General features: G+C 62.0%; 11 protein-coding genes. 7 read left to right on the plus strand and 4 right to left on the minus strand.

What is annotated here, in order from left to right:
• Nucleotides 1-30 precede the first annotated feature (30 nt).
• Nucleotides 31-324: a co-chaperone GroES gene (locus I6L38_RS14920; protein WP_005309514.1), complete on the minus strand. Its 294-nt coding sequence runs from the start codon at nucleotides 322-324 to the stop codon at nucleotides 31-33.
• A 181-nt stretch (nucleotides 325-505) separates the two neighbouring features.
• Between I6L38_RS14920 and I6L38_RS14925 the strand changes: the two genes are divergently transcribed.
• Nucleotides 506-1,906 (plus strand): MATE family efflux transporter, encoded by a 1,401-nt coding sequence (locus I6L38_RS14925; RefSeq protein ID WP_019839813.1) that lies wholly within the window; start codon nucleotides 506-508, stop codon nucleotides 1,904-1,906.
• A gap of 23 nt (nucleotides 1,907-1,929) precedes the next feature.
• Here the strand turns inward: I6L38_RS14925 and I6L38_RS14930 are convergent, their stop codons facing one another.
• Nucleotides 1,930-2,406, minus strand: coding sequence for an FxsA family protein (locus tag I6L38_RS14930; protein WP_019839814.1), 477 nt, complete (start codon nucleotides 2,404-2,406; stop codon nucleotides 1,930-1,932).
• A 450-nt stretch (nucleotides 2,407-2,856) separates the two neighbouring features.
• Between I6L38_RS14930 and aspA the strand changes: the two genes are divergently transcribed.
• From aspA to I6L38_RS14945, 3 genes are all read left to right on the plus strand, one after another.
• Nucleotides 2,857-4,299, plus strand: a complete 1,443-nt coding sequence (gene aspA / locus I6L38_RS14935) for an aspartate ammonia-lyase (protein ID WP_005309505.1) — start codon at nucleotides 2,857-2,859, stop codon at nucleotides 4,297-4,299.
• 127 nt (nucleotides 4,300-4,426) lie between these two features.
• A complete protein-coding gene (locus tag I6L38_RS14940; RefSeq protein ID WP_005309503.1) occupies nucleotides 4,427-5,746 on the plus strand; it encodes an anaerobic C4-dicarboxylate transporter in 1,320 nt (439 codons plus the stop codon).
• A gap of 200 nt (nucleotides 5,747-5,946) precedes the next feature.
• On the plus strand, nucleotides 5,947-7,041 hold the full coding sequence (locus tag I6L38_RS14945) for a porin (protein ID WP_095592096.1): 1,095 nt from the start codon (nucleotides 5,947-5,949) through the stop codon (nucleotides 7,039-7,041).
• A 61-nt stretch (nucleotides 7,042-7,102) separates the two neighbouring features.
• On the opposite strand, the gene mdtH is transcribed toward I6L38_RS14945, so the two are convergent.
• The gene (gene mdtH, locus I6L38_RS14950; protein ID WP_005309498.1) at nucleotides 7,103-8,296 is read right to left on the minus strand and encodes a multidrug efflux MFS transporter MdtH; all 1,194 of its coding nucleotides are present in this window, start codon (nucleotides 8,294-8,296) and stop codon (nucleotides 7,103-7,105) included.
• 209 nt (nucleotides 8,297-8,505) lie between these two features.
• Between mdtH and I6L38_RS14955 the strand changes: the two genes are divergently transcribed.
• Nucleotides 8,506-9,405 (plus strand): LysR family transcriptional regulator, encoded by a 900-nt coding sequence (locus I6L38_RS14955; protein ID WP_201885141.1) that lies wholly within the window; start codon nucleotides 8,506-8,508, stop codon nucleotides 9,403-9,405.
• Nucleotides 9,406-9,457: 52 nt separating this feature from the next.
• Here I6L38_RS14955 and I6L38_RS14960 read toward each other — a convergent pair whose 3' ends face one another.
• Nucleotides 9,458-11,227: a M4 family metallopeptidase gene (locus I6L38_RS14960; protein WP_010634996.1), complete on the minus strand. Its 1,770-nt coding sequence runs from the start codon at nucleotides 11,225-11,227 to the stop codon at nucleotides 9,458-9,460.
• Between the two features lie 352 nt (nucleotides 11,228-11,579).
• Between I6L38_RS14960 and I6L38_RS14965 the strand changes: the two genes are divergently transcribed.
• Both I6L38_RS14965 and rimJ read left to right on the plus strand, forming a co-directional pair.
• Entirely contained in the window at nucleotides 11,580-12,134 is a 555-nt protein-coding gene (locus I6L38_RS14965) for a GNAT family N-acetyltransferase (protein ID WP_201885140.1), read from the plus strand.
• Nucleotides 12,134-12,685, plus strand: a complete 552-nt coding sequence (gene rimJ, locus I6L38_RS14970) for a ribosomal protein S5-alanine N-acetyltransferase (protein ID WP_017764726.1) — start codon at nucleotides 12,134-12,136, stop codon at nucleotides 12,683-12,685. The genes I6L38_RS14965 and rimJ overlap by 1 nt, the downstream gene beginning before the upstream one ends.
• Nucleotides 12,686-12,761: the final 76 nt, after the last annotated feature.

The following is a 12,761-nucleotide window of genomic DNA, read 5'->3' on the forward strand; positions in this document are numbered from 1 at the left end:
TTCAATCAATTCTTGGGGGAAAGGGGTGGATTACTCTTCGACAATCGCCAGGATGTCGGTTTCAGACAGGATCAGCACGTCCTGACCATCCAGCTTCTCGGTCTTCACACCGTAGCCTTCGTTGAAGATCACCTTGTCACCAACCTTGACGGCGAGGGCTTTGACGTCGCCATTATCCAGAATTCGGCCAGTCCCCACGGCAAGAACTTCACCACGGGTGGACTTCTGGGCCGCCGTACCAGTCAAGACAATGCCGCCAGCGGATTTGGCTTCAGCTTCGATGCGCTTGATGATGACGCGGTCGTGCAGTGGACGAATTTTCATCGATAACTCTCCCAAAATGAGTCTCTGTGTTGCTTTGAGGAATGGCCATTCCTGGCCAAATTAGATATGTCTCCGATGTGGGGTACGTTTGTTAACCCTTCAAGGGCAAATACAAAAAAAATATTTTCACGTACTATGAAGGTCTTCGATGGATCGCCCGAGTCCCGGTCAGGAAACCGGTTTGTGCTGCCAGCAGCCAGAACTCCGCCAGATGTACAGAGACCAGCCCGTGACCCGACCCAATCCCCTGCTGACAGCCCCCATGACGTCCGTACTGCTGCGCATGACGGGCCCCATGATCCTCGGCATCGTCGCCATCCTCGCCTTCAACCTGGTCGATACCTTCTTCATCGGCATGCTGGGCACCCAGGCGTTGGCCGCCATCAGCTTCACCTTTCCGGTCACCTTCGTGGTCACCTCGCTGGCCATGGGGCTGGGGGCCGGCCTCTCCGCCGTGATGGGTCATGCCCTCGGCCAGGGCAAGCATGAAGAGGCCGCCCGCATCACCACCGACAACCTGTTCCTGGCGGTGCTGCTGGTCACCCTCATCGCCGTGGCGGGGGCGCTCACCATACACCCTCTGTTCCGGCTGCTCGGTGCCAGCGATGCGCTGATCGCCCTCATCTACGACTACATGCTGATCTGGTATCTGACCGTCCCCATGCTGGTGCTGCCCATGGTGGGCAATGCCGCCATCCGGGCCACCGGCGATACCAAGACCCCGAGCCTGGTGATGACAGTGGCCGGGCTGGTCAACGGCGTGCTGGATCCCCTGCTCATCTTCGGCATAGGCCCCTTTCCCGAGTGGGGGATCCGCGGCGCCGCCATCGCCACCTCCCTCTCCTGGCTGATGGCCATGCTGGTCAGCCTCTATATATTGCGCCACCGCGAGGGCCTGCTGCGCTGGCGCCTCTCCCCGCGCCCGCAGCTGCTGGCCCACTGGCGCGCCCTGCTGCACGTGGCCGTGCCTGCCTCCTTCACCAACATGCTCAACCCGCTGGCCAATGCGGTGCTGATGACCATCTTCGCCGGACTGGGCACCGAAGTAGTGGCCGCCTACGGCGCCGCCTCGAGAGTCGAGGCCCTGCTGCTCATCGTGATGATGGCGCTCTCCTCGGTGCTGGCTCCCTTCATCTCGCAGAACTGCGGCGCCGGCAACCCGGCCCGCGCCAAGGCGGCGCTGCAGCTCTGCATGCGCTTCGCCCTGCTGTTCCAGCTGGCGGTCTACGCGCTGACCTGGCTGCTGGCCCCCTTCATCGCCGATCTGTTCAGCGATCACCCGCAGGTGGTGCGCCTCATCGTGCTCTATCTGCACCTGGTACCCATCGGTTATGGCTTTCAGGGCATGGTGATGCTGCTGGCATCCGCCTTGAATGGCGTGAGGGCATCCAGCATCTCTTTTCTGTTCAACGGCTTGCGATTGTTTGTCTTCTTGCTGCCAGGAGCCTGGCTGGGGGCAAAACTGGGGGGAGAACAGGGGATTTATCTGGGGATCCTGCTGGCGAACCTGGCGGCGGGCACTCTGGCCTGGTGGTATGCCCGCCACCGCTTCGAGCAGTTGTGCCATCAGGGCAAGCCCTGATGGCCCGGGATTGAGCGCAGCGCTTACTCCTTGCGCTCGAACTCCCCTTCGATGGTGGTACCGGCGCGCGGGGATTGACCCGGCTGGTCACTGCCAGGCACCTCGTCGAACGGCTGCTGACGGCCCTGAAAACCGCCCATCTGCATTCTGAACTGGTTGCTGCCGATCAGCTTGTCAGCCAGCTTGTTGCGCAGCCAGGGTTGCAGCAGCAGGATGCCGAAGAAATCGGTCACGAAGCCCGGGATGATCAGCAACAGACCGGCCAGCGCCAGCATCATGCCCCCCATCACCTCACGTCCCGGCATCTCCCCCTGCTGCATCTTCTGCTGCGCATTGAACAGGGTCTTGATCCCTTCGCTGCGCACCAGAGAGGAGCCCAGCACCGCCGTCAGAATGAGCAGGCCGACGGTCGGCAAGGCGCCGATCACGGAGCCCACCTCGATCATCACGGTGAGCTCGAGCACCACCAGACCGACCAACAATAGAAACAACTTGCCCATAACAACCTCAGTGCGGGTGAATGTGAATGAACCGCCGGCGAGACCAGACAGCCGTCGATGCCGCTGCCAACCCGCCATGATATCGGTTCCTGCTGATTAAAATGGGGGTCAGCGCGCACTTTTCAAGTGCGGAGGGTGACGCAGCGCCGGATCCGCAGAAAAACCGGCTTGCCGGACTGTGATTGAAGTCATTGTTCTGTCAAAGTTAATCGGTCGATTGCAATATCTGTTTAATGACCACAAGTTATTTGAGGTTGTCTCAAATTTAGTGATCCAGGTCTAATATCAGATACCTCAATTGGGGTAATATCGACGTCAGTAATGAAGGAGGCAAAAAAGGCCTCCAACCGCCCCACTCGATGTGTGGTGCTTCAGGATGAACCGTGCGTAAGGAACTCGCGACCACTCGGTGAGGATCGTTTCCATTTATCTGATTTCTGAGGCATTACAATGAGCGACATCAAGAACGTCCGCATTGAAGAAGACCTGCTGGGCACCAAAGAAGTTTCCAACGACATGTACTACGGCGTACACACCCTGCGCGCCGTCGAGAACTTCAAGATCAGCTCTCAGAAGATTTCTGACGTTCCGGAATTCGTCCGCGGCATGGTGCTGACCAAAAAGGCCGCCGCGCTGGCAAACGGCGAGCTGGGCACCATCCGTCCTGAAATTGCAGACAAGATCGTGGAAGCCTGCGACCTGATGCTGAACACCGGCAAATGCTTCGACCAGTTCCCGGTCGACGTTTACCAGGGCGGTGCCGGCACCTCCGTCAACATGAACACCAACGAAGTACTGGCCAACATCGCCCTCGAGCTGATGGGTCTGGAAAAAGGCCGCTACGACGTCATCAACCCCAATGACCATGTCAACAAGTGCCAGTCCACCAACGACGCCTACCCCACCGGTTTCCGCGTCGCCGTGGTGAACAGCACCGACACCACCCTGTTTGCCCTGGAAGCGCTGATCGCCGCCTTCGATGCCAAGGCTGCCGAGTTCAAGAACATCCTGAAGATGGGTCGTACCCAGCTGCAGGACGCGGTGCCCATGACCCTGGGTCAGGAGTTCCACGCCTTCGCCGTCACCCTGCGCGAAGAGATCAAGTCCATCAAGCGTTGCCAGGAGCTGCTGCTGGAAGTGAACCTGGGCGCCACCGCCATCGGTACCGGCCTCAACACCCCGCCCGAGTACTCCGCCCTGGCCATCAAGCGCCTGGCCGAGATCACCGGTCGCGCCTATGTGCCTGCTGAAGATCTGATCGAAGCGACCTCCGACTGCGGTGCCTACGTGATGCTGCACGGCGCCATCAAGCGCATGGCGATGAAGCTCTCCAAGATCTGTAACGACCTGCGTCTGCTCTCCTCCGGCCCGCGCACCGCACTCAAAGAGATCAACCTGCCGGAAATGCAGGCTGGCTCCTCCATCATGCCGGCCAAGGTCAACCCGGTCATTCCGGAAGTGGTCAACCAGTCCTGCTTCAAGGTCTTCGGCAACGACGTCACCATCACCTTCGCCGCCGAAGCCGGTCAGCTGCAGCTGAACGTCATGGAGCCGGTGATCGGTCAGGCGATGTTCGAATCCCTGAGCCTGATGGAAAAGGCCTGCATCTCCCTGCGCGAGAAGTGCGTGGAAGGCATCACCGCCAACCCGGAAATCTGCATGAACCATGTGCTGAACTCCATCGGTATCGTGACCTACCTGAACCCCTTCATCGGCCACCACGAGGGCGACATCGTCGGCAAGATCTGTGCACAGACCGGCAAGAACGTCCGTGAAGTCGTGCTGGAACGCGGCCTGCTGACCGCCGAACAGCTGGACGAAATCCTCTCCATCGAGAACCTGATGAACCCGCAATACAAAGCCAAGCGTTACACCCGCGAAGCTACTGTATAAGCGAGCAAATGGGCCGGGATCATCCCGGCCCATAGAGTCAGTTCCCGATAGGTCTTGCCCAGCCCCATCGGGAATTGGCTTTTCTGCCAAATAAAACCTAAAAAAACTGGAAAATGGAGTGTTCACTATGATTGGAATCGAGTTGCTCGTCGTGCTCGCCGCTATCTATCTGGGGGCCCGGATAGGCAGCATCGGCATCGGCTTTGCCGGTGGTTTGGGGGTACTGGTGCTGACCTGGGGCCTCGGGGTGCAGATCCCGAGCGATCAGCTGGTCACCTACATCCCCTGGGACGTGATCATGATCATCGCGTCCGTCATCTGCGCCATCGCCTGCATGCAGCTGGCCGGCGGGATGGACTACCTGGTGCACCTGGCCGAAAAAGCCCTGCGCAAGAACCCCAAATACATCACCTTCGCCGCCCCTGTGGTCACCTACCTGATGACCATGCTGGCCGGTACCGGTCACACCGCCTTCTCCACCCTGCCGGTGATCGCCGAAGTGGCCAAGGAGCAGGGCATCCGCCCGTCCCGTCCGCTCTCCATCGCGGTCGTCGCCTCCCAGATCGCCATCACCGCCTCGCCCATCTCCGCAGCCGTGGTCGCCTTCTCCGGCATGCTGGAGCCGTTCGGTGTTGACTACCTGACCCTGCTGGCCATCTGCATCCCCTCCACCTTCATCGCCTGCATCCTCGGTGCCTTCGTCGCCAACATGCTGGGCAAGCCGCTGGACCAGGACGAAGTCTACCTGGAGCGCAAGGCCAAGGGGCAGATCAAGCTGCGTGGTACCACCCAGCTCGAGATCAAACCCTACGCCAAGCTGTCGGTCTGGATCTTCATCGCCGCCATCGTGGCCGTGATGGCCTATGCCACCGCCATCTCCGGTAAAGTGGGCCTCATCACCAACCCGCCGATCCCCCGTGACGGCGCCATCATGGGCATCATGCTGGCCGCGGCCACCATCATGACTCTGGTGTGCAAACTGGACGTGACCCAGGTCACCAACATGCCCACCTTCAAGTCCGGTATGTCCGCCTGTATCTGCGTACTGGGTGTGGCCTGGCTCGGCAACGTCTTCGTGAAGGGCAACATGGATACCATCCAGCTCATCGCCGGCGACCTGCTGAACCAGTACTCCTGGCTGCTGGCCGTGGTGCTGTTCTTCGCCGCCATGCTGCTCTACTCACAAGGCGCCACCACCAAGGCCCTGATGCCGGCCGCCTTGGCACTGGGTGTCAGCCCGCTGACCGCCATCGCCTCCTTCGCCGCCGTGAGCGCCCTGTTCGTGCTGCCCACCTACCCGACCCTGCTGGCCGCAGTCGAGATGGACGACACCGGCTCTACCCGCATCGGCAAGGCCGTGTTCAACCACCCCTTCTTCGTACCGGGTGTGGCCACCATCGCCATCGCCGTAGCGCTCGGCTTCTTCTTCGGTGGCATGATGCTCTAAACAGCATTTAATTCCACAAATGTTCAAACGGCCCTCTCTGGGCCGTTTTTTATGCCTGCCTTTCTGGTCAAACCATTAATTAATCCTTGTCCGCTTCAGTTTCTATCAAGGTTCACAGGGCTACTCTGGGCTATCGGAACAGAAACCGATCAACAGGGCCGAGCACAGGTCCGACAGTGTTTACACCAGAGGAACGAACAATGAAAAAAACAGCATTGACCATGGCCATCTCCAGCCTGCTGCTGGCCGGTGGTGCGCAAGCCGCGACCGTTTACAACCAGAACGACACCAAGCTCGACATCGGTGGTCGCGCCCAGGGCATGTACTACGGCACTGATGACAACGGTTCTGAAGGCGACGCCAGCTACCTGCGTCTGCACATCGCCGGCGAAACCAAGATTGCTCCGGAAATGCAGGCCTTCGGCTTTGCCGAGTACAACCTGCCGACCTCCGGTTCCGACAATGACGAGCTGCGTTATGCCTACGCCGGCATCAAGCACGATCGCTTCGGTGCCTTCAGCTACGGTCGTCAGGACGGCCTGTTCACCAAAGCCGTGAACAACTACACCGACGTGCTGCCCGAGTGGGGCGGTGACGGCCTGGGCAAGGACACCGAAGTGTTCGGCACCGGTCGTACCAACGGCCTGGCTCAGTACATCTACACCTATCAGGGCCTGACCCTGGGTGCCCAGTTCACCGGCAACAACGATCCGCAGAACGCCGATCGCTCCAACCTGACTGGCACCAACAACACAACCTGGAATCCGAAGGGTTCCGCCGAAGGCTTCGCCGTGTCCGCCAACTATGACTTCGACATGGGCCTGAGCCTGGGTGCCGCCTACAACCAGGCCGGCAAGACCGACGAGCAGGCTGCCAACGCCTCCTTCGGTGGCGACAGCGACGCCAAACTGTACGGCGTGGGCGCCAAGTACGCCGTCGGCGACCTCTACCTGGCTGCCACCTACTCCCACGGTGAAGACCACATGTACGTCAGCACCTTCAACGGTTACGCCGAGAAGATGGATGGCTACGAAGCCGTGGCCCAGTATGCCTTCGGCAAGTTCAAGCCGTCCGTGGCCTACCTGCGCACCGACGTGAAAGACGATGCACGCGGCATCGATGATACCGCCACCGAATACGTCTCCATCGGTGCCTGGTACAACTTCACCGACAACTTCAACGCCTACGTTGACTACAAGATCAACCTGCTGGACAACGTCAACGGCACCCACACCAACTCGCTGGGCAAGAACACCGACGACGTGGTCGCCGTGGCCCTGCAGTACAACTTCTAAGTCTTCCTGTAGCCTACTGTATTTTTTACCGGCCGCTTGCGGCCGGTTTTTTTATGCCCGTTCAGACATTGACCCGCGCCAGACTCGACTCGCGATGAAAGCAGTTGGCCAGCAGCAGCAAGGTGGTCACGCCCACTGTGCCCAGCACCAGCCAGGGCAACCAGGGCTGCCCCTGAGCCATGGCGTAGTCATGCAGGGCGCCGCCCCCCACGTAACCCGTCATGCCTCCCAGCGCCAGCCCTAGCCGGCTGAAGCCCATGTAGCTGCCGCGCGCCCCCGGCTGCGCCAGCTTGGTCATCAGGGTCTCCCGCGCCGGCTCGGCGATGACGATCCCCAGATAGAAGCAGGCCAGCAGCATGAACACGGCTGGCAGGGTGTTGGCAAAGGCCACCAGCCCGATGCCGGTGGTCATCAGCAGTACCCCGGCCATCAGTCGGCTCTCCAGCTTGAAGCGCCGCTCGCCATAGCGCGCCAGCGGATAGAGCAGCGCCAGCGAGATGGCGGTTTCCAGGGTATACATCCAGCCCACCGCCGTGGTACTGCCCGCCATCTGCTTGACCAAGATGGGGAAGATCAGCATCACCTGCACCCAGAGCGCGTAGTAGCCGCTCAGGATCAGTACTAGCCGGCAGAATGCCTTGTCGGCCAGCACCTGGCCGAGACCGGCGCGGATCGGGGTCGGCCGCACCGAGAGCTTGTAGGGGGGCAGGATCAGCAGGTTGCACAGGGCGGCGCAGACAAACAGGCCGGCCCCCAGCAGACAGACGTATTCGAAATCGAAGTTGAGCAGCCAGCTGCCTAGCAAGGCCCCCACCACGGCGCCGGCGCTTTCCAGCATCATCAACAAGGAGATGTAGCGACCCCGCTCCCGCGGCCGGGTGAACTTGATCACCAGCGCCGCCCGGGGCGGGTCGAACAGGCAGCCGCCGAGCCCCGAGATAATGCAGGAGAGGATCAGCTCCAGCCCGCTCTGGGCATAGGCCAGGCTGGCAAAACCCGCCGCCCGCAGCAGCATGCCGCCCACGATGAGCGGGCGCGCCCCGAACTTGTCCGCCAGCGAGCCCCCCAGAATGCCCAACCCCTGCTGGGTCAGCTGGCGCAACCCCAGCGCCAGGCCGACCACCCCGGCCGCCCAGCCGAGCTGATCCACGAAGCGCAGGCTGATCATGGGCATCACCACGAAGAACCCCAGGATCACCAAGAGGGAATCCAACGCCAAAAACCACCGCCCCAACCGCCTCGCCCGATCCACCATGACTACCCGTCCCCTGCTGCTCTGATGACATTCATATCGATTACTGCTCGTCGCCCGAATGACGCCGTCACCAAACGGACTCAAGGTGCTGCAAGCCCCTGAGCCGGTGTGGCAATATGCCAAAGCACAACGATTGATACTGCTATTCTGGAAGGACGCCAGATATAGTGGTAGCCGACAACTGGCTATATTTCATATTGGATTATCTTATGGCTATGACCCTCGACGATCTGCAGTTGCTGCTGGATGTGGTCAATCGCGGCAGCTTCAGCAAGGCGGCGGCCGTGCGCGGCTGGTCGCAACCCATGGTGAGCCAGCGGATCGCCGTGCTGGAGCAGGATCTGGGCCAGCCCCTGTTTCGCCGCCACCGGCGCGGCGCCACCCCCACCCCTGCCTGCGAGCAGTTTCTGCCCTCGGCGAGCGCGGCCCTCAGCGCGCTGGAAGGGGGCCGGCTGGCCATGCAGGGGGCACCGGCCCTGCCGCGCATCCGGCTCGCCTGCCTGCCCTCCCTGACGACAGTGGTGTTCGGCCCCCTGTTGCTGGCACTGGTCGACGAGACCTTCGAGATCCGCTGCAACACGGATCACTCCGGCATCATCATGCAGGAGCTGTTGACCGGCGAGACCGACGTCGGCTTCATCCTAAAGTGCCCCGCCATCGCCGGCATCCAGCTCGAGCTGCTCTATCGCTCCCCCATCATAGCGGTGGCCTGCGCCACCCATCCGCTGGCCGGGCGACAGGGGTTGACCCTGCAGGACATCGCCAACGAGCGGCTGGCGCCCCAGCAGTGGGGCACTGGCTGCGACGAGCTGATCCTGCAGTTGCGTCTGCTGCGCCAGGTGGCGAGCCCGCTGCACGCCATCCAGCCCGCCAGCGCGGCGCGGGAGCTGGCGCTGGAACACGGCTTCATCACCCTGATGCCGGCCCTCGCCATCGCCCGGGATCTGGAATTTGGCCGACTGGTGCAGCTGGACGTGGTGGATCTGCCACCGGATCACTGGGACGTGATGATGGCCTGGCGCAGCGGCAAGCGCCCCAACCCCGCCAAGGAGCGGGTGCTGGAGGCAGCCCGTACCCTGGCCGCCCGCTGGGCGGGCAAACCCGCATAAAAAAAGCGCCGGACAAGTCCGGCGCTTCACTGTTGTCAACGGCCACTGGTGATCAGTAGCTGGCCTTGAGGGTCACCCCGGAGAAGGCGCTGAAGGCGCTCAGCTGCACGTTCCAGGTCCCCGCCTTGGGCGAGTTCAGGGTGCAGGTCTCGGCGTTGCCGCTCTTGTACGGACGGCAGTCATAGCTGCTGCTGGTCGGCACGCTGCCGAACTTCACATAGAGGTCCGCATCGCCGGTACCGCCGCTGCTGGCGATCACCAGTTGGCTCTTGCCGGCCGGCACGTCGATGGTGAAGTTCAGCTTGCCACCCTTGGCAGCGGAGAGACCGGTCACCGGTACCCCGTTTTGCAGCACGCTGCCAGTGGGTGGAGTGGTACCGCCACAGGTGGCATTGACCCCGACCGTGGTAAAGGCGGCCGCCACGTCAGTCACGCTGTAACCGAGATCGGTCGCCGCCTTGGTCACGCCACAAGCGCCCTGATCGAAGGTGGTGTTGGCGCCCCAGTAGAGACGGTTGGCCAGCACGAACACTTCGAAGGCCTTGCGGGTATTCCAGCCGCTGGTATTGGCCAGCAGGTAGAAGGCGCGGTTGTAGACACCCGAGCTGTGGTGCACGTCGATGCCGTCATAGTAGTCGCTGGCATGGCCGATGGAGCTGCCGTCCCGGGTCGGATCCTCGAAGTAGCGCAGGGAGCCGTTGCCCTTGAAGATCTGGGCACCCACCAGCCAGTCGTTGCTGCCCTTCATGTAGTTCTCGGCCGCTTCCCCCGCCATGTCGGAGAAGGCCTCGTTGATGCCGCCCGACTGACCGGAGTAGACCAGCCCGGAGTTCTGCTCGGTAAAGCCATGGCTCACCTCGTGGGCTGCCACGTCCAGGCTCACCAGCGGATAGAAGGTGGTGGCGCCATCACCGAAGGTCATCTGGCTGCCGTCCCAGAAGGCGTTCTCGTAGTTGCGGCTGTAGTGCACCCGCATCTTCAGCTTGAAGGTCAGCGGCGCCGTGTTGTACCAGTTGCGGTACATGTCGAACACCACGTTGCCGAAGTAGTGGGCATCGTTGAGCGGCGAGTAGGCACCGTTGATCTCCTTGACCGTGTTCTCCGGGCAGGTGAACTGGTGGATGGTGCCGCCCGTGGTGGCGTGATTCATGTTGAGGGTGTCAACGTTGGCACTGGTCATGCGGCAGTTGTCATCCACCTGCAGCGGGCCGAAATCGGAGCCGTAGAAATATTTGCCGGTCTTGATGTTGCCGCCCGGGCCGGTGGCATCCTTGTGGTTGATCCCCTCCCAGCGCTTGAGCTCGTTACCGGTCTGGGCATCGATCATCACGAAGGGACGGCTCGGCTCTTCGCTCGCCGCCAGCCAGGAGACCAGATAGACCAGCTTGGCCTGACCCGCGTCATCCTGCATCACGAACAGCTTGACCCGCTCGTTGCTGCCCTTGGCCCCGGCCCGCGCCTTGCTGGCGGCATCGGCCGGCGACAGGGCCGCGGTCGGGCTGGCCAGATCGGCATCGATCTGGCGCAGGATCTGGCCGGAGACCTGGCTGATCTGGCCACCGAGGGACTGCTCGGCCACCAGCACCTGACCCCAGACCGGGATACCGTGCCAGGTCTGCTCATAGCGCACCCGCTGCTGGCCGTTTGGCAGCTTGACTGCCCGCACCTGGCGGAACTCGCCATCCCCGGCCAGCGCGCTGACGCCGGCGGCACCGCTCGGTGCTCCCTGAATGCCGGCAACCTGATGTACGTCAACCTGTTCTGCAGCCAAGGCTGCGCTTCCCCAGCAGGCCAATACAACGGCCAAATAGACTTTGTTCATCCGTCTTTTCCTTAAGTCGATGAAGATTACACGCCGGGTCCGTTGCCCAGCGCTCCTACACTAGTTGGCGCGATCGGAATTGCTGCCTGTCATATGTGACAGCCCAGCATGAATCCATAGCAGAATCTGCTGTTGCCTGTTTTTGGTAGCGTAAAGAGCCGAAAAAATGGCGAATAACACCAGGAAAGGCCGAACAATGACAAGGCGCCCCAATGACGGTCGGAGCCGCCCCTCCATATGGGGATAGCGCAGCCTTGATAACGGCTGAAAGTCCTTGGCTAACAATGGGTTGATTGGCTACATTGGCGGTTCTACGGCCCATTGCGGGCCCCTGCTGCAACGGGAGGTGCGGATGTTTTCATGGCAACTGGATGACGAGCTGGCGCTGCTGTTCCTGCAGCCCGACATGGCCAGCGAACTCTTTGCCCTCTGTCGGGAGAATCGCGACTACCTGACCCAGTGGCTGCCCTGGCCCCCCTACATTCAGCAACCCGCCGACAGCGCCACCTTCATCCGCCACGCCATCGAGAAGTTTGCCCGCGGCGAGGGGCTGACCACCGCCATCGAGTATCAGGGGGAGGTGGTCGGCGTCATCGGTTACAACCAGATCGACAAGGCGCTGGCCAAGGTCAGCATCGGCTACTGGCTGGCCGAACGCTGGCAGGGCAACGGCATCATCACCCGCGCCTGCCAGGCCCTGATCCATCACGCCTTCGAGGAGATGGGGATGGAGAAGGTGGAGATCAGCGCCGCCACCGACAACGAGCCCAGCCGGGCCGTCTGCGAGCGCCTCGGCATGCAGCAGGAGGGGATCACCCGCCGTGCCGAGCGGCTGGCCGACCGCATCGTGGATCACGTTCACTACAGCCTGCTGCGCGACGAGTGGCTTGGACAGAGGGATCACTGATGGCACTGCCACACCTGTGCACGGCCCGCAGCCGGCTCACCGTACTGCCCCCCGAACGGGCCGATCTGATGCTGGATTTCTATCTGCGCAACCGCGCTCACCTCACCCCCTGGGAGCCCAGCCGGGACGAGAGCTTCTATACCCTGAGCCACTGGCACGGCCGGCTGCGCGACAGCTACGGCCAGTTCTTCAACGGCAGCGGGGTGCACCTGGTGGCGCTCGAGCCGGACGGCGAGCAGGTGATCGCCACCTGCAACTTCACCAATATCCTGATGGGTGCCTTCAAGGCCTGCCACCTGGGCTACGCCATCGATCAGGCCCACCAGGGACAGGGGCTGATGCAGGAAATCGTCGGGGCCGGCATCGACTATCTGTTCCGGGAGCACGGCCTGCACCGCATCATGGCCAGCTACATGCCGGCCAATCAGCGCAGCGGCGCCCTGCTCGAGCGGCTCGGCTTCGAGCGGGAGGGGTACGCCAAAGAGTACCTGATGATCAACGGCCGCTGGGAGGATCACATCCTCACCTCCCGCCTCAATCCGGCGTGCTAGCCGGCGAGTGTCCAGCACAAGGCGGGGAGCTGGCCCGAGCGGACATAAAAAACGGGCCCGAAGTTACCTTCGGGCC

This window comes from Aeromonas sp. FDAARGOS 1408, assembly GCF_019048665.1.
In the GTDB taxonomy this organism is placed as follows: Bacteria; Pseudomonadota; Gammaproteobacteria; order Enterobacterales; family Aeromonadaceae; genus Aeromonas; species Aeromonas dhakensis.

Bases quoted from the DNA above. Each gene is read 5' to 3' on its own strand.
- I6L38_RS14920 (WP_005309514.1), bottom strand. From the start codon at position 324: ATGAAAATTCGTCCACTGCACGACCGCGTCATCATCAAGCGCATCGAA.
- I6L38_RS14930 (WP_019839814.1), bottom strand. From the start codon at position 2,406: ATGGGCAAGTTGTTTCTATTGTTGGTCGGTCTGGTGGTGCTCGAGCTC.
- aspA (WP_005309505.1), top strand. From the start codon at position 2,857: ATGAGCGACATCAAGAACGTCCGCATTGAAGAAGACCTGCTGGGCACC.
- I6L38_RS14940 (WP_005309503.1), top strand. From the start codon at position 4,427: ATGATTGGAATCGAGTTGCTCGTCGTGCTCGCCGCTATCTATCTGGGG.
- I6L38_RS14945 (WP_095592096.1), top strand. From the start codon at position 5,947: ATGAAAAAAACAGCATTGACCATGGCCATCTCCAGCCTGCTGCTGGCC.
- mdtH (WP_005309498.1), bottom strand. From the start codon at position 8,296: ATGGTGGATCGGGCGAGGCGGTTGGGGCGGTGGTTTTTGGCGTTGGAT.
- I6L38_RS14955 (WP_201885141.1), top strand. From the start codon at position 8,506: ATGGCTATGACCCTCGACGATCTGCAGTTGCTGCTGGATGTGGTCAAT.
- I6L38_RS14960 (WP_010634996.1), bottom strand. From the start codon at position 11,227: ATGAACAAAGTCTATTTGGCCGTTGTATTGGCCTGCTGGGGAAGCGCA.
- I6L38_RS14965 (WP_201885140.1), top strand. From the start codon at position 11,580: ATGTTTTCATGGCAACTGGATGACGAGCTGGCGCTGCTGTTCCTGCAG.
- rimJ (WP_017764726.1), top strand. From the start codon at position 12,134: ATGGCACTGCCACACCTGTGCACGGCCCGCAGCCGGCTCACCGTACTG.